Source organism: Pseudomonas sp. C32, assembly GCF_030417915.1.
Taxonomy (GTDB): domain Bacteria; phylum Pseudomonadota; class Gammaproteobacteria; order Pseudomonadales; family Pseudomonadaceae; genus Aquipseudomonas.
The window spans coordinates 26,519-47,284 of sequence record NZ_JAUHUK010000009.1 but is presented as its reverse complement, the minus strand read 5'-3'; the positions used below and the strand labels follow the sequence as shown (position 1 = coordinate 47,284).

15 protein-coding genes and 1 pseudogene are annotated in these 20,766 nt (G+C 57.2%); 5 read left to right on the top strand and 11 right to left on the bottom strand.

All coding sequences use genetic code 11. From position 1 onward, the window contains the following. Positions 1 to 64: 64 nt before the first annotated feature. Positions 65 to 2,515, bottom strand: a complete 2,451-nt coding sequence (locus tag QYH43_RS12185; RefSeq protein WP_301157120.1) for an autotransporter domain-containing protein — start codon at positions 2,513 to 2,515, stop codon at positions 65 to 67. A gap of 403 nt (positions 2,516 to 2,918) precedes the next feature. Between QYH43_RS12185 and QYH43_RS12180 the strand changes: the two are divergent. Together QYH43_RS12180 and QYH43_RS12175 are read left to right on the top strand one after the other, a co-directional pair. After that, positions 2,919 to 4,080, top strand: a pseudogene (locus QYH43_RS12180) (HipA domain-containing protein). Continuing rightward, a complete protein-coding gene (locus QYH43_RS12175) occupies positions 4,077 to 4,355 on the top strand; it encodes a helix-turn-helix domain-containing protein (RefSeq protein WP_095057889.1) in 279 nt (92 codons plus the stop codon). Before QYH43_RS12180 ends, QYH43_RS12175 begins: the two are co-directional and overlap by 4 nt. 62 nt (positions 4,356 to 4,417) lie before the next feature. Here the strand turns inward: QYH43_RS12175 and QYH43_RS12170 are convergent, their stop codons facing one another. Genes QYH43_RS12170 through QYH43_RS12160 form a run of 3 tightly spaced genes read right to left on the bottom strand, consistent with a single transcriptional unit; the run spans position 4,418 to position 6,185 of the window. Then, positions 4,418 to 5,089 (bottom strand): GNAT family protein, encoded by a 672-nt coding sequence (locus tag QYH43_RS12170; RefSeq protein WP_095057888.1) that lies wholly within the window; start codon positions 5,087 to 5,089, stop codon positions 4,418 to 4,420. 17 nt (positions 5,090 to 5,106) lie between these two features. Then, positions 5,107 to 5,553: a GNAT family N-acetyltransferase gene (locus QYH43_RS12165; protein WP_095057887.1), complete on the bottom strand. Its 447-nt coding sequence runs from the start codon at positions 5,551 to 5,553 to the stop codon at positions 5,107 to 5,109. A 2-nt stretch (positions 5,554 to 5,555) separates the two neighbouring features. Continuing rightward, complete coding sequence (locus tag QYH43_RS12160) at positions 5,556 to 6,185, bottom strand: FMN-binding negative transcriptional regulator (RefSeq protein ID WP_095057886.1); 630 nt, start codon at positions 6,183 to 6,185, stop codon at positions 5,556 to 5,558. A gap of 91 nt (positions 6,186 to 6,276) precedes the next feature. Between QYH43_RS12160 and QYH43_RS12155 the strand changes: the two genes are divergently transcribed. Next, positions 6,277 to 7,833 (top strand): PLP-dependent aminotransferase family protein, encoded by a 1,557-nt coding sequence (locus QYH43_RS12155; RefSeq protein ID WP_301157119.1) that lies wholly within the window; start codon positions 6,277 to 6,279, stop codon positions 7,831 to 7,833. 14 nt (positions 7,834 to 7,847) lie between these two features. On the opposite strand, the gene QYH43_RS12150 is transcribed toward QYH43_RS12155, so the two are convergent. The 5 genes from QYH43_RS12150 to aspA all read right to left on the bottom strand — a co-directional run bounded on the left by QYH43_RS12150 (position 7,848) and on the right by aspA (position 17,515). Then, complete coding sequence (locus QYH43_RS12150; protein WP_301157118.1) at positions 7,848 to 12,347, bottom strand: DUF6543 domain-containing protein; 4,500 nt, start codon at positions 12,345 to 12,347, stop codon at positions 7,848 to 7,850. A gap of 188 nt (positions 12,348 to 12,535) precedes the next feature. Beyond that, entirely contained in the window at positions 12,536 to 13,567 is a 1,032-nt protein-coding gene (locus QYH43_RS12145) for a histone deacetylase family protein (protein ID WP_095057883.1), read from the bottom strand. A gap of 150 nt (positions 13,568 to 13,717) precedes the next feature. After that, positions 13,718 to 14,716 (bottom strand): AraC family transcriptional regulator, encoded by a 999-nt coding sequence (locus tag QYH43_RS12140; protein ID WP_095057869.1) that lies wholly within the window; start codon positions 14,714 to 14,716, stop codon positions 13,718 to 13,720. Positions 14,717 to 14,898: 182 nt separating this feature from the next. Next, on the bottom strand, positions 14,899 to 15,903 hold the full coding sequence (locus tag QYH43_RS12135; RefSeq protein ID WP_095057868.1) for an asparaginase: 1,005 nt from the start codon (positions 15,901 to 15,903) through the stop codon (positions 14,899 to 14,901). 187 nt (positions 15,904 to 16,090) lie between these two features. Next, on the bottom strand, positions 16,091 to 17,515 hold the full coding sequence (gene aspA, locus QYH43_RS12130) for an aspartate ammonia-lyase (RefSeq protein WP_008045549.1): 1,425 nt from the start codon (positions 17,513 to 17,515) through the stop codon (positions 16,091 to 16,093). 180 nt (positions 17,516 to 17,695) lie between these two features. On the opposite strand from aspA, the gene QYH43_RS12125 reads away from it, so the two are divergent. After that, positions 17,696 to 18,607 (top strand): LysR substrate-binding domain-containing protein, encoded by a 912-nt coding sequence (locus QYH43_RS12125; protein WP_095057867.1) that lies wholly within the window; start codon positions 17,696 to 17,698, stop codon positions 18,605 to 18,607. Positions 18,608 to 18,668: 61 nt separating this feature from the next. On the opposite strand, the gene QYH43_RS12120 is transcribed toward QYH43_RS12125, so the two are convergent. Beyond that, positions 18,669 to 19,226 carry a hypothetical protein gene (locus QYH43_RS12120; protein ID WP_095057866.1) on the bottom strand — a complete coding sequence of 186 codons (558 nt, stop codon included), beginning with the start codon at positions 19,224 to 19,226 and terminating at the stop codon, positions 18,669 to 18,671. 85 nt (positions 19,227 to 19,311) lie between these two features. Further along, on the bottom strand, positions 19,312 to 19,902 hold the full coding sequence (locus tag QYH43_RS12115) for a reprolysin-like metallopeptidase (RefSeq protein WP_301157117.1): 591 nt from the start codon (positions 19,900 to 19,902) through the stop codon (positions 19,312 to 19,314). A 363-nt stretch (positions 19,903 to 20,265) separates the two neighbouring features. Between QYH43_RS12115 and purE the strand changes: the two genes are divergently transcribed. Further along, complete coding sequence (gene purE, locus QYH43_RS12110; protein ID WP_034149342.1) at positions 20,266 to 20,757, top strand: 5-(carboxyamino)imidazole ribonucleotide mutase; 492 nt, start codon at positions 20,266 to 20,268, stop codon at positions 20,755 to 20,757. The last annotated feature ends 9 nt before the right edge of the window (positions 20,758 to 20,766 follow it).

The following is a 20,766-nucleotide window of genomic DNA, read 5'->3' as shown; positions in this document are numbered from 1 at the left end:
CGCTTTAAACCTCGGGGGGGCATGTGCTCCCCTTTTTTTCGTCCGGGATTTGTGGAGACGGTTTTTAGAAGGTCATCCGCCACTGAGCCGTTGCGCCATGGTTTCGGCTGTCGGTTGCCATCTCGCCATTTACGCCGACGCCCAGCGTCTGTCGCGCCGAAAGCCCCAACTCCAGCCCCGCGTCCACCATCAGGCTGTCCCGATCCAGCGGCGCACCGGAAACGGTGTACTTGCGACCACCCGTGATCAACCGTTGGCGGGTTTCTGTGGCGATCTCTCCGTAGGTATGTTTCCAGCTGGCACTGAACCGTGGCGTCAGTTGCATGCCGTTATCCAGGGTATTGATCTTCGCCAGTCTCAGACCAAAGGTGCTGTTGAGGTTGTTCTGTTCCTGACCATCGACCTTCAACGCCGCCGCGCCGCCTTTTTCCGTGTAGCCATTGCGCTGATAGCGTTGGTAGCCAAGACCTGCGAAGGGCTCAATGCTGGTGTTAGCCCGGCCGAGGTTATAGCCCACTTCTGCAAACGCCTGCTGGGTGCTGGAATCGTACTGACCTTCCAGGCGATCACTGAAACCCTTGAAGGCTACGCGGCGTTTTGTGCTGCCGTCGTGGTTGCTGTAGGTCGCGCCGAGACGCAGAGACATCGGACCGTTCTGACGCAATGCATAGGCCCCCAGATGCCAGCTATCGAGATCACCGTCGAGTTCTCGGCTGTCCATGCGCGTTTGGGATTTGCCGCCGATCAGGCCGATGCGCCACTCGTGGTCGACGGCCCAATCCGTCCCCATGACCAGACCTTGGGTGGAGTGTTTCAAGGTATCGAAGTCACGATCCAGTTTTCCGCCATGTCCCAATGCCTGGAGCCAGACGCGGCCATTGGCTTCGTTACCGGCCGCCAGTTGAGGTGCTCTTTTCCGGCCACCAGAAGCGGCGGCACTGTTCAGTTGGCGCATGGCCGCGAGCATCGAGGCGCTCACGGGAGCGTCGCTGTTCAACGTCACTTTCGCGAGGTTGGGGATGCTGCCGCCGGCCAGTTGTTCGATGGCGTAGGGCGCAGTTTTTTTGTCGGTGGCGAGTATGGCTGCGACAGCTGCGTTCGTTGGAGTAGCCGTTTTGGGCGCAGGGCTCGTGGGATTTGTCGCAGGCGTTGGTGCCGGGGTTGTCGGAGCTGGATTGGCGGCAATGGTTGGCATTGAAGGGGTGGTCGGCGTCTGCGCTGCGATGGATGCAGTGTCGATTTCGGTCGTACCGGCAGTTACCTCTGAAGTGATGGCGACATTATCGGGTGGCAAATGCGCTAAAGGCTCTGATGGAGGCAACGTGGCTGGCGTTGAATTGGCCAATGCTGGTTCGTTGTCGGTCGGCGCTGCAGAGGGGGCTGGAGTTTGCGCTGTAGTCGGTGATACGGCGGGAGTCTCGACAGTGTCTGCCTCTTGATTGTGAACTACGAAATCCGGGGGCACATCGTCATCAGAGAGCAGGAGGCTCGGTATGTCTTGGTTTTCTTCAATGCTTTCAGCGAGGTTTCGGCCATTATCGTTGGTTGCGAAGATCGCGATTGGTTCGCCATTACGTTCGAAGGTCAGCCCGACCGATTTTGCGAAGCGACGGGGGGTTGCTTTCATGTACGCCAAATCGTTTTTAATGACGCCGAATTCACCTGTGATGCTACCGGCCTTGATGATTGTGTACTGTCGGTTTTCCAGATAATTACCCGGTAGCGCGACGACTTTGAGCGTTGCGCCTTCGATGTTGGCGTTACCGCTGACCTTGATCGTTTCCCCGCCACCGTCGGGAGAGACTTCGTAGGCAAGTACCCCGATGTCAGAAATAACCAGGTCACCTTTGACCCGTGGAGCACCGTTCAATTTATCGACGTTCAGCTGACCGGAGACATCCAGGCTCCCAACACTGCCAGCACCTGCAAAACTGCCCCCCTTCATGACGATCACATCGCCCTTGATATCGCCCTTGTTGAAGAGACTGCCACTCACTAGCGCGCTGCCTTCGACTTTTCCATTGTTGGTCAGGGTGCCGCCTTGCTGTACGAGTACGCCTTGTTTGAAATCCCCCACACTGTTCAGCAACCACGTTCCTTGTGTGACATACAGGCCGTCAAAGTTACGAGTATTGCCCAATTCGCCGCCGCCCTCAGCTGCAGCAAGTTGTATGACGTTTTCGCCTTTACCCCCATCGACCCGGCCTTCAAAGCTAGCTCCATTCCTGATGATGAGGAGGTCATCGCTGTCGCCCAGTTTCAGGGATACGCCTTTTGTTGCAGGGTGAGCCGAATCAACTTCCTTGAGCACCGTGGTATCAGCGGTGATAAGGGCCTGGAGCCTGCCGATGAGGTCTGTCTCTGGAACCTTACCTTGGTGCTCGACCATTTCGCCGGGGATTGTCGGTTCAATGTCATTGGTTGGCTGTTGGGCACTTGAGTATTCAGTGCAACCCAATGCCAGTGCTATGGCGAGTGCCAGATATTTGGGCCGGAATCTGTGTTGAATGTGCATCGAATTTGGTCTCGGTTTAAATGAGGCCAAACTCTAAAAGAGGGGCTATAGGCGCCGATGTCAGCTGCTTCCGGCACCTTTGAAAGACGTATCAGATCGTCGTGTAGAAAATGACTGATGACTTGAGAAGGGCAGTTTTTATCCCTTTGATCTGACGTATTTTCTTACAGCAATTCGAGATGTGCGCGGCTATCGCAGCTCAAAGAGCAGGTCTACCGTACTGCTCGTGCAGTATTCAATACCAAAGGTGATCTGCATTGTTTTGCGTAATTCTCGGCACAAGTTACGCAGGTCTGCATTTTATTGCGTACTTTCTAGTTTTTCACGATTGAGAATGCACTATATTGCAGTTCATGGTTCGGGCGCTGCACAACAATGTGCATTTAGATGCAGGTACCGCTTTATGTACGATCTGACCTTACAAATCTATGAAGCCGGGAACTGGCAGGACGCTATGGTTTTGAGCTTCGACAGTCCTGAAAAAGGATTCGAAAGTCGATGCAGCTTTGGTTATGCGCAAACCTATCTTTTTGATAACTATGAGGACATCGGCACGCCATTCGCCAAAGCGGTGAGTGCGAGGTTTCCCTTGGATTGGGATGGTCGGAGATCCAACGCACCGGCATTTGTGCATGACATTGCACCTGCCGGTGCGGCCAAAAGGTTTCTTCTGGCGCGCATGGGGCGAGACAAGCCTGTTGATGTGGGTGCTGACCTTTTCTTGTTGGCCAGAAGCACTCCGGCGCCGATCGGGAACATGCGGGTAAAAGAATCCGCTGAAGCGATGGACCAACGTGAGTCGATGGGGTTTGAACGGCAGGACGTTATTAGTCGCGATAATCGGTTTCTTGAGTATGCCTATGAGCAGGGTGCTGCCATTGGCGGTGCTACGGGGGCTGGTGGTGAGGCACCGAAGCTATTGTTGACCCAGAACAAGGCAGGTCTTCTTTACCCTGATGCAGCGTTCTGACCGCCATGTAAACCAAACAGGTGTCGAGCGCTTTGCCGTGGAGTCCATCTACTCGCTGGCAAACATCACTACACCGGGTAGTGCTATGGATCACATGGAAGTTATCCGGTTATTGGCAGGGCTTTGGCGTGAAGCGGGGCAGACGGAGCAAATTCCTGATCTTGTAGCCGATTACTTGCGTCGGGATTTGCTCAACAAAATCCTCGGTAACTCGGATAACCATGGGCGCAACATCGCAATTATCCGTGACGTGGCTTCGTTTCGCCTGGCACCGATCTACGATCTGGCGCCTATGGTGATGGACGATGAAGGTATTACTCGGTCTACCAAATGGCCAAAGAATTTAGAACGAGCGGGAGACGTCGATTGGCGTGGTGTGTGCCGGGCAATATCCAACATCGACAATCCGAAAGACCCGTTGGCAGGGTTGAGTGATTTGCAAGACTCTTTTGAGCGCCTGCGTGAAGATGCCAACCATTTTATGGCTCTCCCGGACATCCTGGCAGCGGGCGGATTACCTGAAGTAACCATGAATCATCCGCGAATAGCATTGAAGAATCTGGAGCAACGTTTGAAAGACTGGGGCTTGAAATGAGCATGACCGTTGCCGAGCGCACTTTGCTCATAGAAAGTATTCAAGAGGCGTTAGCTCAAGGCACGCTTGAAGTTGGCGAAGCGGTTCGCCGATTGCGCGTTGAAATCACCGGTCTGCACCAGACGCAATTCGCGAAGATGTGCAAAATTTCGGTACGGACGCTGGTGCATATCGAGCATGGAGAAGGGAATCAGACGCTTAAATCGTTGAATGCTGTATTCAGACCATTCGGATTGAAGATGGGTGTGGTGCGAATTCGGCGTGAATTCAGCTGATCTCTCAAAGATCGCAGTCTTCGGCAGCTAGCTCTCTCGAAGTCTGCGATCTCTCAGGAATCTTATCCTCGGCACTCCACAAGGCCTTTCACCTGCCCGGACGCCGTCTGATTCTCATCGCTCAACCACGTTTCAAACCCGGCGCCAATCGCAGGCCATTCCGAATCCAGAATTGAATACCACGCGGTATCACGGTTCTGTCCCTTGACCACCATGTGCTGGCGGAACACCCCTTCAAAACTGAAACCCAAACGCTCGGCGGCGTATTTGGAGCGGGCGTTGGCGTTGTTGCACTTCCATTCCAGGCGACGATAACCCAGGGCGAAGGATTCCTTGGCGAGCAGGTAAACCGCTTCGGTGCTTTTCGGTGAACGTTGCATCGGCGCGCCGAAAGTGACGTGGCCGATTTCGATGCGGCCTTGGGCCGGGACAATCGACATCAGGCTGAGGATGCCTTGTACATCGCCGCTCGCGCGGTCAATGACGGCGAAGAAGTACGGGTCGCTTTGGGTCGCGTGGTTGTTCAGCCAATCGTTGAATACGCTGCGCTCCGGGAAGGGGCCGTAAGGTAAGTAATCCCACAGTTTCGGGTCGGCGCCCGGGCCTTGCAGGGCTTTGAACAAGCCGTCGCTGTGGCGCGCCGGGTCGAGTCTTTCCAGGCGGACGAAGCGCCCTTCGATCAGTTGAACGCTAGGTGCCGGGACGCCTTTCCAGTCGGCGAGTGAGGTCGACATATTGCTCTCCTTGAACTTTAAATGGCTTTGCGAAACTGGATGAGCCCGGGGCGTTCGGCGATGCGCTCGTAGAGCTGGATCGCGGTCGCGTTGGATTCGTGGGTCAACCAATGGACCTTGCTGCAGCCGTCGGCCTTGGCCGTGGTGTAGACGAATTCGATCAACTGGCGGCCGACGCCGGTGCCGCGGGTTTCTGGCGCTACCAACAGGTCTTGAAGGTAGCAGGAATTTTCGATGGCCCAGTTCGAGCGATGGTAGATGAAATGCACCATGCCTACCGCTTTGCCATCGGCCCAGGCGAGGGCGGCGTGGGTCGGTTCGCTCGGGTCGAGCATGCGCTGCCAGGTGCTTTGGGTGACAGACTCCGGCAATTCGGTTTTATAGAAGGCCAGGTAGGCCTGCCACAGCGGCAGCCAGGCAGCGTGGTCGTCGGCGCTGACCTGGCGGATTTCGATCTGACTCATGTTCATTCCTTGGGCATCAAATGGGCGCAGGTCTGGTCGTGGACGTCGGGGCTGGCGCTCAACCCTTCACGCACGCCGGCGATGTCGGCGGCATTGCGGTTCTGGCTGAGCTTGCGTTTGCCTTCCAGGCGCTGGATCGGCAGGGCAAACCCGACGATAGCCTTGAGCATCCCTTCAATGTAGTCGGCGGGTGCATCGGCGACTTTCCATGGCTGGGCGCGGCTGGCTTCATGACGGTCGGTCAGGGCGCTGACCAGCTTGAGCAAGCGCTCGGCGTCGGTGAACACTTCAGCACTGCCGTAAGCGTGCACGGCCACGTAGTTCCAGGTCGGTACGACTTTGCCGTGTTCAGCTTTGCTCGGGTAAAACCCGGGGCTGACGTAGGCGTCGGCGCCGGCAAAAATGACCAATGCTTCAGCGCCGTTTTGCAGCTCCTTCCATTGCGCATTGGCTTTGGCGAAATGACCGTACAGCGTTCCGTTCGGCCCTTGCTCGGCATCAAGCAGTAGCGGTAGATGGCTAGCCTGCAGGCCTTGCTCACCGTGGGTGACCAGCAAGGCGAGGCGGGTGCCGAGTATCTGTTGCTGCATTTCCTGCAGGTCGTCGATGGCGAAGGCTTTTGGCGTGTACATGGAAATTTCCCCTTGGCGAATGCTTGCATCCTAGGCAGGATATTGGTCTGGTGTAAGAGCCATTTATGTGTAATTTCATAGGTCCATTGAAATGACCAACGAGCCACTGTCCTTGTCATTCAACCCCGCGGGTATCGAACTGGATCGCCGTCAGGGGTTGAGCCGTCAGCTCTATCAAGCGTTGCGGATGCGGGTGCTGGACGGACGCCTGGCCAGTGGCACGCGCTTGCCGGCGAGCCGCGATCTGGCGGCGGCGTTGGCGATTTCCCGAAACAGCGTGGTGCGTGCCTACGATCAGCTCTATGCCGAAGGGTTTATTGAGGGGCGGGTTGGAGACGGGACTTATGTCGCGCAACTGCCTCAGAATGCCTTGTCGCCAAAAAAACTATCCACAAAAGTATCCACAGGCTTTTCAACAGGGTTACCCACAGCCTTATCCACAAAACGGCTTGATTTACCTGTGGATCCATCCAGCAAAATTATCCACAGTGCTGCTTTAGGGCGCGTTGAAAAACACCATTTGCCCACGCCACCGAGTGGCCCGCCGCGGGCTTTTCGGGTCGGTGTTCCGGCATTTGATCTGTTTCCTTTCGAGGTTTGGGCCAAGCTGAACGCGGCTTTCTGGCGTAAACCGGATTTGCAGCAGCTGTGCTATGGCGACCCGGCGGGTGATGCACGATTGCGCGGCATGATCGCGGCGTACTTGCGCAGTTCCCGAGGCATGCAATGCACGGCTGAGCAAATTGTGATCACCAGTGGCGCACAGCAGGGGATTAGCCTTTGTGCACAGCTGCTGGTGGAGCCGGGGGACGGGGTTGCCATAGAAAATCCGGGGTATCGAGCAGCCGGGCATGCGTTCGCGGTGGCGGGGGCTCGATTGCACGGCGTAACGGTGGACAGCGAGGGCATCGCCTGTACTGAGTTGGCGGCGCTGGGCGATTGTCGTTTGGCCTATGTCACGCCGTCGCACCAGTACCCGACCGGGGTGGTCATGAGCCTGGCACGGCGTCTGGAATTGCTGGCCTGGGCCGAGCGTACTCAAGGCTGGATCGTCGAGGACGACTACGACGGCGAGTACCGCTACAGCGGCGCACCGTTGGCGCCGCTGGCGGCACTCGATCGCAGTGGTCGAGTGTTGTACGTCGGCACCTTTGGCAAAGTAGCCTTCCCGGCGTTGCGCCTGGGATATCTGGTGTTGCCGCCGGGGCTGGTGGACGCCTTTGCGCAACGTCGGGCGGTGGATGTGCGTCATTCCGAAGTGAGCACCCAGGTGGTGATGGCCGAGTTCATGGCCGCCGGGCACTTCCAGCGGCATATCCGGCGCATGCGCCGCGCCGCCTTGAGTCGACGCAATGCCTTGATGAGCGACTGGCCTGTGGATATCCCGGGCGTAGGCAGCTTGCCCAGTGTGGCGGCGGGGCTGCACATGACCGTGCCGGTAGACAATCTGGAGCGCGAACGTGAGTTGGTTGAAAAGGCTGCCAGTGTCGGTGTCGAAATCAATCGACTGAGCAGCTATTGGCTGCCAGATTCAAAGACACCGGAGGACAATCGTGCAGGTCTGGTCCTGGGGTTTGCCGCTGTGCCTGAAGCGGCGATAGCGGCAGCCCTGGTGCAACTGAAAGAGGTATGGCGTGGCCCCGATTAGCCGGCCAGCCGGTGTCAGGTTTTGGGTTCCAGATCAAAAAATACCGCCGGCTCGGTGATGGCGCGCAATACGTAGTCGATGGGCGCCAGGTCCATCAGTTCCTTGCGACGTTCAACACTCAATGTGGCCAAATGCTGATCAGCGATTTTCAGGTGTGCTGCAGTGAATTGCTCTTTCGCAGCCCCAAGCGTGTCGTAGTGAAAGTGCGCCAGCCACAATGGCTGATCCTTGTTGGTGAAGTCGAGAATCCGGTATTCCTCAAAGTAATCCTTGCGTTGTTTTGTCTTGATCCGGCCTTGCTCGTTTTTGACGATCCGTACCTGGTTATTGCTTAGCATCCATTGCAGATAGGCCTGACGGGGATAGCGCTCCTTGAGCATCATGGCGCGGGTTTTGATGCCTTCCTTGCGTAAGCGGGTGGCCTTTGCTCTGAGCTCTCCGGGGAGGGACGCGACGGGAAACGTACCTGGGGACTTGCGCAGGATCTGCTCGACATCGACAGCCATTTGCTCCATCCGGTTCGCTCGTAGATCGAAGAGGTCCTGCATGTCTGCGGGCACTCGCTGGGGTTTAAGGGCATCCTTACGTGTTCGCTCGACGAAGTTATCAACGTCCAGGTTTAACTCATCGCCCTCGTAGACAGTAAGCCTGTCGGTACGTACCGGTAACAAGGCAGGAGCTGCCTTGACGGGCAGAGCCGCTTCAAAATCCTGATCCTCGTTCTGCGACTGTTCAGGTTCCGAAACCTTTGATTTCGCAGAGGCCCGCGGTCGGCTTTTACTGACTTTGCCGGCGAGCCTTGAGGGGCCTGCGACGGCGTGTTTGACGGTGGTAGTTTTAGCGGTCGCCTGACTGGGTATCAGTTTGCCCAACTGGTCTTGCCCCGACGCCTTGAATTCGCAGATCAGGCCGCGCACCCGCTCCAATTCGACAGGTTGAACCTGTTCCGGGAAGTCGTTGGGTAAATCCTGCAAGCGCTGTTCGGCATCGGCTAATGTGTCGATCTGAGTGCTTAAGGTTTCGATGCGAATTGCGGTGGTCGTATCGTCTGCTGGTGTTTTCAGGAGTTTTGCCACTTGTCGGCTGGCGGTCGTTGCATCCACGATGACCTTGGCAACAGCTTCGGATACCGGCTCCATATCGATGCCGGCAGCGGGCTTCAGAGTCAGCTCGTAGGACATGGCAATCTGGTTGGCCTTAAGGTCCCACTGTGTGAAAGCTGGCAGCAATCTCTTCATCGCGGATGCTTGAGGTATACCGATTTTGCCAACATCAATGAGTCGATCCATGGTTGCGTGGGAAAGTTGGAGCTGGGCAATCATCTTGTCGCTCAACTGAATGGCCTTGTTGGCATCGTCCAGCAAGGTTTGCCGTGAAGCGGTTGCCCCAGATTCGTTCGTCAGACGGCGAAGGAGCTCTGCGTAGGTCTTTCTTTTAGCTAAAAACCACAGGCCGATGTATTTTTCCAGTTCACAGGACAGGTTTCTAAAGTCCCGCTCATTGCCACCATTGCTACCAGCCTTAGGCAACGACCTCAGCTCCTCGACTTGCTCCAGAGCCGCCTTGTAGTCCGTGATTTGCTGTTCGAGAAGCGTAAGGAACGAACCCTCTGTTTCTTCTTCGAGCTTTTCAGGAGTGGTTGCCAATTGCTCTTGTGAGTTTTCGAAGGCAGCACGTTTGGTGTCCTCAAGGTTTTTGAATTCCTTTATCGCCTTTTCCAGCTCCTCTTTTCTTGCGAGGTCTTTTTTGCGCTTGGCGTGCAACTGGCTTTTGAGGCTTACCCCGCCGGCACCACCACGCAGCCGCAGGCGCAAGTCCAGATGCCAATGCCCCTGTAGATCATGAATCAATAGAGGACCCGTACGTGCAGGGTTGGCCGGGTAAGCAATTTTTACATCCCCGTCTTCATCTTCAACAACCTTGAACCAGCGCTCGCCGACTTCTGCGAATAGTGTGTCCTCCAGTTGATGCAACGAAGCGTTGCCTCGTTTGAGCAGCGTCAAACCGTCACTCGCCAGATCAGGCATCGGGACTTTGATGCTGTCCAGATATTTACCCAGCGCTGTGGGTGAGCGGCGGGGGATGGAACCGCCGACTTCAAGCGATGAGTAGTGGCTGATGGGCAGGTCGCCGGTGAGGGGCGTGACATTCATTTCTATCGTCGGCGGCGTGACGGGTTCTGGGCGAATGATCGTTTCGGCCATCTCACTTCGTCGTCCTGATTCAGGCGTCACTTCTGCCTTGCGTCTTGAAACAGCTCGATGGGCCAACACCATGCCCAGCATCAACAGCAGGTCACCCATTGCCGACCACTGAGTAAGTTTGTCGCCACGCAAATTGGCATCCTGCGCTTGCTGAATATCGGCGAATGCTTGCCAGACCCACACCGCGACGCCCGCCGCGCCACTGAAGAAATTCGACGCGACGTTGAACACTGCCCACCCGCTTTCGCGCAGCAATGCCCACCTTCGCTCGGCGTTGGATTGCGATTGCCGATCAGCGAGTTCGGCCAAGGCTTTGGCATTGCTCTTGAACAGCACGGAAAACACATCGCCCGTCAATTCATCAGAAGAGAGCCCGACCGGGCCGGCCCATGTGATTGAAGTCCAGGGTTCGGCCAGTATTTGGGTCGACAGCCAAGGCGAAGGCAGGCCGACAGGAAATGCGTACTGGGCATATTTGAAGCTCAGGGCGGTGTCGGGCAGCCAGGCCAGAACTGAGTCACGCAGCTCTCCCGGTTGATGCAGGGCATAAATCAGGTTTTGCTCTGCAGGGAACTGCAGCAAGGGTTTTTCGAACAGCGGGCGATAGAGCAGGCAAGGCCCGACGTCGGTATCGCGTGCAGCGATGATGAACATGTTGGCGACGTTATCGCCGGTATGCCTGCCGCCATGGGTGAAGGTGAGAGGGCGAATGACCACGGGTTGCGGATTGCCCGGCGTGGGGTTGAGCCATGCACGCAGGGTACGGTAGCCCTGTTCATCAATGCCTGCGAGTTGACGAAGTTTGTGCTCCAGCGCCATAAGCGGCAGCAGTACGCGCAATTGCTTGATGTAAGCACTTTCTTGCAGAGCTGACTGAACGTTGTCATCAATCAGCTTGCTCTTGATCAACGTCGGATACGTCTCACCAATATTGACCTGAGCTGCCTTGGCCGTCAGGTAATCGATGGTCAGCCAGTCGGGGACTGTGTGTTCATCTGTGAAGCGCAGAGTGGCCTGGTAGGGCGCCTCGTTTTCGAGAGCATATTCACCGAGCGTTTCGGTGTGCCTGTCGAGCGGGTTCGGGAGTGTCAATCCACCCGCTTCGAAGCTGTTGGTGATAGTGATTTCGAGCTTGTCGAGGGGCAGCGCGGCAGCGTTTGTCTTGTTGTCCGCCAGGATCGCTTCACGCATTTTTTGCTGAGCAAAGTCAGTAATGGGCGGGATCTTGTAGAGCGCAGGGTCGGATACTTTGAGCAATTTACCCATGGCCTTGATGGATTGACTGTAGACATCCAGATCCGCAGCCGAGGCATCAGCCAGCCAGTCAGGTATCGCCTCGTCAAGTTGGCTTCGCGCAGGCCCTTGAGGGGCGTTGTGATGCAAGGGTTCTTCCGATGGGTTTTCACCGGTGATGGCACTCAACGTGTCAATTTGCGTACTGATCAGCGCCCAGGCCATGTGGTCGAAAAAATTGCCGTCTGGTTCGAACAAGCGCCATTGCATGCTACGCCTTGCCAGCTCGTCGTCTATCCGTGCAGGCAGCGAAGCGCCGAGTTTTTCCAGTGAGTCGAAGGATTCATAATCGTCTTCTACGGAGTACATCATCACTAGGTTGCGACCTTTGTATTGCCCGGTAATGACGGCTGCGCCGCCGATCATCAGATGTCGGGTGCCTTGCGCGTCGACAGTATCAATGTCGATCAGACAGACCTTGATGTTGGCAACCGTTGGATCCTGCTTTGTTCTTTCCTGTTTATCGGGATATTGAAATACAGCTCGCGCCACATAGCATTGATCGCTGTTCCAGCCGTTGGCGCTATTTACGTCCAGCATTTTTTGCAGCGCGTTGGACAGCTCCTGCCAGCGAGGCGCGCTGTGCCCCTTGTCGTTCCAGAACGCTAACTGGCGCTGGCCAAATGCGACAAACAAAAGAGGCGCGTAGTCGTTGAGCAACTCGCCGATTTCTTCGATGCTGATGTTCAGGTGCACGACGGGCGTGAGCAGCGGCAGGCGGGTCAGGAACTGCTCACCTTCGAAATAGTGGGCGGTGGAGGAGGTGAAGAACTGTCGCACCAACGCCTGGGTCAGCGTTTCGTATTGAATCGGGCCGGCGATCAGTTGATCTTCAATGTATTGCCACTGCGGGGTGCCGATGAGTATCTGGTCGGGATCGAGATCGCGGGTCGGGTAGCGCTCTTTCAAGGCCTGTCGCAGCATTTGCGCCGCCACATCGCTGACGGTGGGGCCTTGTCGGGTTTCGTGGGCCGCAGTACTTTTCTTCGGCAGCGGTGTGTTAGCCGTCTCTGTCATTGTCATTTCCCTGTGACGATGTGGGCGATGGGATCATCGCCTCGGGACATCTACGGTAGGGGAGCATGTACCTGACAGGGTGGTAGATATGTATCGGTTACCTTTCGATCAGCGAAAAACTGTGGCGAGGGAGCAAGCTCCCTCGCCACAGGGTTCAGTGTTGCGCTTAAGTGCATTGCAGTCGTTGTTCACTGGCCGCTTTCAAAGCCCTGCAAAACGTTCACGGCGTTGATGCCGATTTCTTCCACCGCGTAACCGCCCTCCATCACAAACAGTGTCGGCTTGCCGAGGCCGGCGATGCGCTTGCCCATGGCCAGGTAATCCGGGCTGTCGAGCTTGAACTGCGAGATCGGGTCGTCCTTGAAGGTGTCGACGCCCAGGGAGACGACGATGATGTCGGCGCCGTAGCTGTTGATCTCGTTGCAGGCGTGCTCCAGCGCCGCGCTCCATGCCTCCCAGCCCGAACCGGCCGGTAACGGATAGTTGAAGTTGAAGCCTTCGCCGGGGCCTTCTCCCGGCTCGTCTTCATAGCCGAGGAAGAACGGGAATTCGGCTTCCGGATGGCCGTGGATCGAAGTGAACAGCACGTCGCTGCGTTCGTAGAAAATCGATTGCGTGCCGTTGCCGTGGTGGTAATCGACGTCGAGGATCGCGACTTTCTTGTGGCCCTGATCGAGGAACGCCTGGGCGGCGATGGCGGCGTTGTTGAGGTAGCAATAACCGCCCATCAAATCGCCGGCAGCGTGATGTCCCGGTGGACGGCACAGGGCGAATGCACTGCGTGCGCCGCGCTGGATTTCCGCTTGGGCCGTCAGGGCGACTTGCGCTGCGCTGTACGCGGCTTGCCAGGTTCCGGCGGTGATCGGCGCGCCGCCGTCGAAGCTGTAATAACCGAGCTGACCGTGCAGGCTGGTCGGTTTGATCGGTCGCAAGGTGCGGGCCGGCCAGGTGTAGGGCAGCAGATCACCGTCGGTGTTGAACTCGGTCCAACGGGCCCAGGCACCCTTGAAGAAGTCGAGGTAGTCGCGACTATGAATACGCTCGATCGGGTCGCGGCCGAAATCCTTGGGCGCTTCCACCGGGCCCAGATTCTGGTTTTGCACCCTGGCCAGCACATGGTCGGCGCGCGAAGGCATCTCGAAGCAGGGCTTGAGTTGCCCGTCTATCAATTCGCAACGGCCGTGGTGCAGGTGGTGATCGTCCGAGTAGATCGTCAGCATTTCTTGTTCTCCGAAGGCGGATTCGATTGAACACAGTCTTGCGGCATGGGCAGTTTTGGAGAACGGCAGGAAAGGCCAAAAGGGGATCGATACGGCCAAAAAAACTGACCGAAATTCGCCCCTTACTTGTCAGGGCGCGCTCCTACAGTGTTATCCGTGTGGGCGGAACTGGCTCGGCGCCACACCGCTCCAGCGCACAAACGCATGGCGAAAACTCGCGGTCTCGCTGAAGCCCAAAGCCTCGGCGATTTGATAGATCGGCAGCTGATCCTCACACAACATTTGCTTGGCCTGCTCGAAACGCAATTCGTCGAGCAATTCCTGATAGCTGCAACCCAGATCCTTGAGATGTCGGCGCAAGGTGCGCGCTGAGCAGTTCATCTGCTCGGCCAGTCCTTCGAGGCCTGGCGCGGCATTGAGCTGTGCGCTGAGCAATTGCCGAATCCGCCCCAGCCAGGCCTGACGTCCGGTGAACTCTACATTCTGTTTGCGGCAGCGCTCGGCCATCGTTTGATGGGTGATGATATCGGCCAGTGGCAAGGGTTGATCGAGCCAGCGTTTGTCGAAAGCGAACGCATTGTTGGGGCCCTCGAACTGCAGCGGGCAATTGAAATGCTCGGCGTAGGTCGCTTCGTAGTCGGGCGCGGTATGTTCGAAACGTGCGGCGAGCAAGGGCAGCGGGTGGCCGAGCAAGTCGTCGCAGGTGACTTTCAGTGAAACCAGGCAGAACTCGGCATTGAACACCGCCATCGAGGGGCTTTCACGATAATCGGCGGCAGAGAACCAAACCCGTTCGCCATCTTCTTCCAGGCTCAGCTCGAACACTGTTCCCAATAGCGCCGGATAGCGCATCGCCAGACGCAAAGCGTCACCGAAGGTGGCACTGGTGAGCAGGGCGTAACCGAGCATGCCGTAGCAGGAGACGTGCATCCGCCGGCCCAGTTCCAGGCCGATATCGCGTTTGAGCGCGACGGCGTTGGCGCAGACCTGCATCTCTTGATTGGTGGTGATGTGCGTGTCGGCCCGGCTCAGGTCCGCCGCACTGATACCGCTGCCGGCCAGCAGTGCCTCGCTGGACAAACCCTCGGCCTTGAAGGTGTTGAGGATCAGCGAAACGGCGTTGAGAGTGGTGAGGTGGGAGTGGAGCATGAGTACTTCCAGCCTTTGGGATGCTGGAACACGGAGCAAGTTGTGTGCCGAGACTGGTTGGGCTGGCATCGATCCTGTAGGAGCGGGCTTGCCCGCGATTGCGGTGTGTCATTCACGAGAATGCCGGATGTGCCGCCGTCATCGCGGGCAAGCCCGCTCCCACAGGTTTACAGGGTGTCAGGTCAATTCAGTTCGCCGCACAGGTCCAGTTCGACAAGTCGCCGTACTTCCTCTGTATCAAGCCCCGCACCCAACAGTGCATGCAACTTGCCGAACGCTGCCTCGCGGGTCATGCCGCCACCCGACAACACGCCCACATCGCGCAAACGGCTGCCGGCCTCATACACATCCAGCTCGACGCCTCCTTCATGACACTGCGTCAACGCGACCACCACCACACCCTTGTCCCGCGCACGGCCCAGGCTGGCGAGAAACTCGGGGTTGTCGCCCGGCCCGGTGCCGCTGCCGTAGCACTCCAGCACCAGACCCTGGATGCCGCTGTCGACCAGGCCATTGAGAATCCCGGCGCTGATGCCGGGAAACAGCGGCAGCACTGCAACGTTCGCCAGCTGTTTGGGTTGCTGGTAGTTCAGCTGTTGCGGCATCGAAGACACTTTCACGCCACCACCCTGGCGCTCCAGGCGCTTGAACGGATGACGACCGAAACTGCGGACCTTCGCGCAATGGGTCGGGTCAAGCAGCTCGCCGTGAAAGTACAAGTGAACGCCCGGCGCCAGGCCTTGGCCAAGGGCAACCAAAGCGCCGCCGAGATTTTCCCAGGCATCGCTGTCGGTCACGCCGGCCGGCAGCATGGAGCCGGTGAAACACACGCGAGCATGCAGGCCGAGCAACTGGAAACTCATGGCGGCGGCGCTGTAGGCCAGAGTGTCGGTGCCATGCAGGATCAGCACGCTGTCGCAGCCTTGCACATCCACCGCATCGACCACTGCTTCACGCAATTGCTGCCAATACACCGGCGTCATGTTGGCGCTGTCGATCAGCGGCGACATCTCGCGAAAGCGCCACTGCGGTACAACCAGTTCAGGCTGACTGTGCAGGTAATCGCGCATCCGCGCTTCGAAACCGGACGCCGGGGCCAGGCCATGCGCGCTGGCTTGCATGCCGATGGTGCCGCCGGTGTAGAGCACCATGACGTGCTGGGCGGCAGGGTAGGTCGAGGCATTCATGGTGGATCTCCGAAAAAACTGAAACGGCTTGAGGCGGAGCATGACGCTGAGCGTCAGCCGTGTCACGTCGTACGGTACCGAAAAAAAAGCAAAAAAAAGGGCCTGGAGAATGATCTCCAGGCCCTCAAAAGGTGAGAGGTGTCTAGTCCCTCGACCTGGTGAGCGGTGCTACAAGTAACGCGTCGGTTCAGGCTTTGAGCGGAACCAGACGCGGAGCAATCATGTTTTCCGGGCGCAGGATGTCGGCGAGCATGGCTTCGTCGAGCAGACCTTCTTCGCGCACCAGTTCCAGCACGCCGCGGCCGCTTTCAAGGGCGAGGCCGGCGATACGGGTGGCGTTTTTGTAGCCGATGTACGGGTTCAGCGCGGTGACCAGGCCGATCGAGTGCTCGACCAGTTCACGGCAGCGGGCTTCGTTAGCGGTGATGCCGACGATGCAGTGCTCGCGCAGCATGTCCATGGCGCGTTGCAACAGGCGGATCGAGTCGAAGATCTTGAAAGCGATCAGCGGCTCCATCACGTTCAGTTGCAGTTGGCCGCCTTCGGCTGCCATGGTCAGGGCCAGGTCGTTACCGATGACCTGGAACGCTACCTGGTTCACGGCTTCCGGGATAACCGGGTTGACCTTGCCTGGCATGATCGAGCTGCCTGGCTGACGTGCCGGCAGGTTGATTTCGTTGATGCCGGTACGCGGGCCGCTGGACAGCAGGCGCAGGTCGTTGCAGATCTTCGACAGCTTGACCGCGGTGCGCTTGAGCATGCCGGAGAACAGTACGAAGGCGCCCATGTCGGACGTGGCTTCGATCAGGTCGGCCGCCGGAACCAGCGGTTGACCGCTGATCAGCGCCAGGCGCTGTACCGCCAGCGCTTGATAACGCGGGTCGGCGTTGATGCCGGTGCCGATCGCGGTGCCGCCCAGGTTCACTTCAGTCAGCAGTTCCGGGGCCAGCGTCTTCAGACGGGCCAGGTCTTCGCCCATGGTGGTGGCGAAAGCGCGGAATTCCTGACCCAGGGTCATTGGTACGGCGTCTTGCAGCTGGGTACGACCCATCTTCAGGACGTGGTTGAATTCCTGGCCCTTGGCCGCGAACGCCTGAATCAGGCTGTCGAGGCTGGCCAGCAGCGCGTCGTGACCCAGTAACAGACCCAAGCGGATTGCCGTCGGGTAGGCGTCGTTGGTCGACTGCGCCATGTTCACGTCGTCGTTCGGGTGCAGGTATTGGTATTCGCCTTTCTGATGGCCCATTGCTTCGAGCGCAATGTTGGCGATCACTTCGTTGGCGTTCATGTTGGTGGAAGTACCGGCGCCACCTTGAATCATGTCGACCACGAACTCTTCGTGGAAATCACCGCGGATCAATCGTGCACAGGCTTCGCTGATGGCAGCGTGTTTGGCTTCGCTCAGATGACCCAGCTCGCGGTTAGCGTCGGCAGCGGCCTGTTTGACCATTGCCAGGCCCACAACCAGTTTCGGGTAATGCGAAATCGGAACGCCCGAGAGGCGGAAGTTGTTCACCGCTCGCAGGGTCTGGATGCCGTAATACGCTTGAGCCGGTACTTCGAGGGCGCCAAGCAGGTCGTTTTCTGTGCGGAAAGATGCAGCGGAGGACATGATAGAAATCATCTCGATATGAACCCGGTCTATGCCGGAACGCTGCGAATGCTAGGCTCGTGGAGATTTTTGGGCCAATGCTGTTAAACACTAGGCTATGCATATTCGGCATAATGCCCGTGTGACGCCGGATTGACGGCGAGCGTGTGACCTAAATTGGTGCGTGTCCGGGAGGACGTGATGAATCTGGAAAGCAAATGGCTGGAGGACTTTAGTGCTCTGGCTGCCACCCGCAGTTTCTCCCAGGCGGCTGAACGACGTTTCGTCACGCAGCCGGCGTTCAGTCGGCGCATCCGCAGTCTGGAGGCAGCGTTGGGGCTGCAGTTGGTCAATCGCTCGCGCACGCCGATCGAGCTGACGGCAGCGGGGCAATTGTTTCTGGTCACTGCCCGAACCGTGGTTGAGCAACTCGGTGAAGTGCTGCGCCATCTCCATCACCTGGAAGGCGGGCAGGGCGAAGTGATGCAGGTCGCGGCCGCGCACTCGCTGGCGCTGGGTTTCTTTCCGCGCTGGATCGCACAGCTGCGTAACGAAGGTTTGAACATCGCCACACGCTTGGTGGCGACCAACGTCGGCGACGCCGTGCATGCCCTGCGCGAAGGCGGATGCGACCTGATGCTGGCGTTCTATGACCCGGACGCGGCGATGCAGATGGACCCGGAAATTTTCCCCTCGTTGCACCTGGGGCACACCGAAATGCTGCCGGTCTGCGCGGCGGATGCGGATGGCAAACCGCTGTTCGATCTGGAAGGCGAGGGCAGCGTGCCATTGCTGGCCTACAGCGCCGGTGCGTTTCTTGGCCGTTCGGTGAACATGTTGTTGCGACAACGGGCATTGCGCTTCACCACCATCTACGAAACTGCCATGGCCGATAGCCTGAAAAGCATGGCCCTGGAAGGTTTGGGCATCGCCTGGGTACCGCAACTTAGCGTGCGCGCCGAACTGGCGCGCGGTGAGCTGGTGGTTTGTGGTGGGCCGCAATGGCATGTGCCGCTGGAGATCCGTTTGTATCGCTGCGCACTGGTGCGCAAGGCGAATGTGCGGTTGCTCTGGCGCAAGCTTGAAGGGGGCGCGGCGAGCTCTGCTGTATGAGGGCGAAATCCTCCTGGCCACGCGAGTGGCCTGGATCCAGCGGCGTTGTCGCAATCCTGTCTCAATCGTACTGACCGAGGTAACGGCGAATATTGTCCTCATTGCTTTGGCTGAAGCGGGCGCCGATACCGTCAGCGGTTGCATGCATGAGCGACTTGGCGGGTCCGTAGTAAGTCGTGATGTCGCCGCTGTCCTCATGGCTCGCACCGAGCATGTGACCCAGTTCGTGGGCCGCAGTGAAATAGTCCGTGATCGATGCGACTGCGAAAGCGCCTGGACTGGCAGCCACCCCCAGGGTTGTTTCGTTAATGATGTCGCGCGTTAACAGCATGTATTTGTGAATGGCATTTTCGAAACTACCGTTAGTATTTTTTACATAAAGTACGACTTCGGCATTAAATTTTTTAAGAAGGTGCTGAAGATCCTCGGTTTTGTAATCGATGCTGCTGATGCCAGGCGCGTCTGAAGGTTTTATGAATTCGGTATTCATGTCGCGACCTGAAATTACGGTGATGTGGTCTTCCAGCCAGTCAAAGTAATGACTGCAGAGCAGATTCAGGTTTTGGTCTTTCAGATCTTCATGCAAAAAAACGGTTAAGGTAATCGGAAGTAGCGGCATCAGTGATTCCTTTCTATGGAAGCGCTATATCGACAAGTCAGAATTTCAAAATGGGTTTTGGTGTCGGTTGTTGGCGGTACTTTGACTATGCAAATTTGTTGAGGTGTTCGCGAATGTTTTCCCTGTTCTTGTCACTGTATCGATAGGCGTTTCCGCGCACGCCTGAGAACGAGTCCGACAACATGATCGAATCGTGCCACCAGCCGTCATAGATGACTTCGCTGTCTTCATGTGTTGCGCCAAGCATGTGTCCAATTTCATGTGCGGGAGCGCGGACGGATGTGATTGCTGCAATTGCACAGTGCCCTTTGATTTCGGCGTATCCGAGTGTCACTGCGATAAGTCCGCCTGCCGTTGCGTTGATGTTGTTTCGAGTCAATAAAAGGAATTTGGTCAGGTTCGACTCATACTCGCCGGTTTGCGTCAGGCTTATATACCAGTCTTGTATCAAGTCTCTCCAGCCATCCAGCGATGCCGAAGCGTCTTCGTTCCTGAAGTTGTACTCTGCCAGTTTCGGTACTTCATCGTGATGAAGCATATAAAACCGGACATCCCGCCCGGAAATGGATTCGAGCTCTGGTTTTAGCCACGAAAAATAATCGGCATATAAAGCAGCTTTTTGATGGTTTTGAAGGTCTTTATGAATGACGATCATTATCGAGATGGGTTTTTTCATGTTTTGAACTTCCTGTTCAGTTACGTATCAATGTCATTGATAATTATCTTGGTGTAAGTCTTCTGGCAAGTTTCAAGTTGTTTTAAGTTATTTAAGGTGTTCGATATTTACTGATCCAGAAAATCAGGGAAGTTCACGATCGGCCGGCATTCGATTGACTGACTTGATAGTCAGGAAATACCTGTTTTTTGCCCGTATGACAGATGGTCACCACAGGGGCTGTTTATCTGCTTCTTTGAGGTATACTGCGCGGCCTTCGGCCGGTTACGACCGGCCATAATTTCGTACAATCAAGCCACGCATAATGCGTGGCTTGTTGTTTTTTGATGCGCCTGCGGGCGCCCAGAGAGAAGAGGCACGACGATGAGTGCATTGGTTGGCGTGATCATGGGCTCCAAGTCCGATTGGTCCACCCTTAGCCACACCGCCGATATGCTGGAAAAGCTCGGCATCCCTTACGAGGTGAAAGTGGTTTCTGCCCACCGCACCCCGGACCTGCTGTTCCAGTACGCTGAAGAAGCCGAGGCGCGTGGCATCGAGGTGATCATTGCCGGTGCCGGTGGCGCGGCCCACTTGCCTGGCATGTGTGCGGCCAAGACCCACCTGCCGGTGCTCGGTGTGCCGGTGCAGTCGGCGATGCTCTCGGGCGTCGATTCGCTGCTCTCTATTGTGCAGATGCCTGCGGGCATTCCGGTCGCCACCCTGGCCATCGGCAAGGCTGGTGCGATCAACGCTGCCTTGCTGTCGGCGAGCATCCTGGGCGCCAAGCACCCGCAGTTCCATGAAGTGCTGAAAACCTTCCGTGCTGAGCAGACAGACAGCGTCCTGGAAAATCCAGACCCACGCATCGCCTGAGGTTGTTGA

Excerpts from the sequence above, each read along its gene's own strand:
- QYH43_RS12135 (WP_095057868.1), bottom strand. The coding sequence starts at position 15,903 with ATGAATGCCTCGACCTACCCTGCCGCCCAGCACGTCATGGTGCTCTAC.
- QYH43_RS12160 (WP_095057886.1), bottom strand. The coding sequence starts at position 6,185 with ATGTACACGCCAAAAGCCTTCGCCATCGACGACCTGCAGGAAATGCAG.
- QYH43_RS12145 (WP_095057883.1), bottom strand. The coding sequence starts at position 13,567 with ATGCTGACGATCTACTCGGACGATCACCACCTGCACCACGGCCGTTGC.
- QYH43_RS12155 (WP_301157119.1), top strand. The coding sequence starts at position 6,277 with ATGACCAACGAGCCACTGTCCTTGTCATTCAACCCCGCGGGTATCGAA.
- purE (WP_034149342.1), top strand. The coding sequence starts at position 20,266 with ATGAGTGCATTGGTTGGCGTGATCATGGGCTCCAAGTCCGATTGGTCC.
- QYH43_RS12115 (WP_301157117.1), bottom strand. The coding sequence starts at position 19,902 with ATGAAAAAACCCATCTCGATAATGATCGTCATTCATAAAGACCTTCAA.
- aspA (WP_008045549.1), bottom strand. The coding sequence starts at position 17,515 with ATGTCCTCCGCTGCATCTTTCCGCACAGAAAACGACCTGCTTGGCGCC.
- QYH43_RS12140 (WP_095057869.1), bottom strand. The coding sequence starts at position 14,716 with ATGCTCCACTCCCACCTCACCACTCTCAACGCCGTTTCGCTGATCCTC.
- QYH43_RS12170 (WP_095057888.1), bottom strand. The coding sequence starts at position 5,089 with ATGTCGACCTCACTCGCCGACTGGAAAGGCGTCCCGGCACCTAGCGTT.
- QYH43_RS12120 (WP_095057866.1), bottom strand. The coding sequence starts at position 19,226 with ATGCCGCTACTTCCGATTACCTTAACCGTTTTTTTGCATGAAGATCTG.
- QYH43_RS12150 (WP_301157118.1), bottom strand. The coding sequence starts at position 12,347 with ATGACAGAGACGGCTAACACACCGCTGCCGAAGAAAAGTACTGCGGCC.
- QYH43_RS12185 (WP_301157120.1), bottom strand. The coding sequence starts at position 2,515 with ATGCACATTCAACACAGATTCCGGCCCAAATATCTGGCACTCGCCATA.
- QYH43_RS12125 (WP_095057867.1), top strand. The coding sequence starts at position 17,696 with ATGAATCTGGAAAGCAAATGGCTGGAGGACTTTAGTGCTCTGGCTGCC.
- QYH43_RS12175 (WP_095057889.1), top strand. The coding sequence starts at position 4,077 with ATGAGCATGACCGTTGCCGAGCGCACTTTGCTCATAGAAAGTATTCAA.
- QYH43_RS12165 (WP_095057887.1), bottom strand. The coding sequence starts at position 5,553 with ATGAGTCAGATCGAAATCCGCCAGGTCAGCGCCGACGACCACGCTGCC.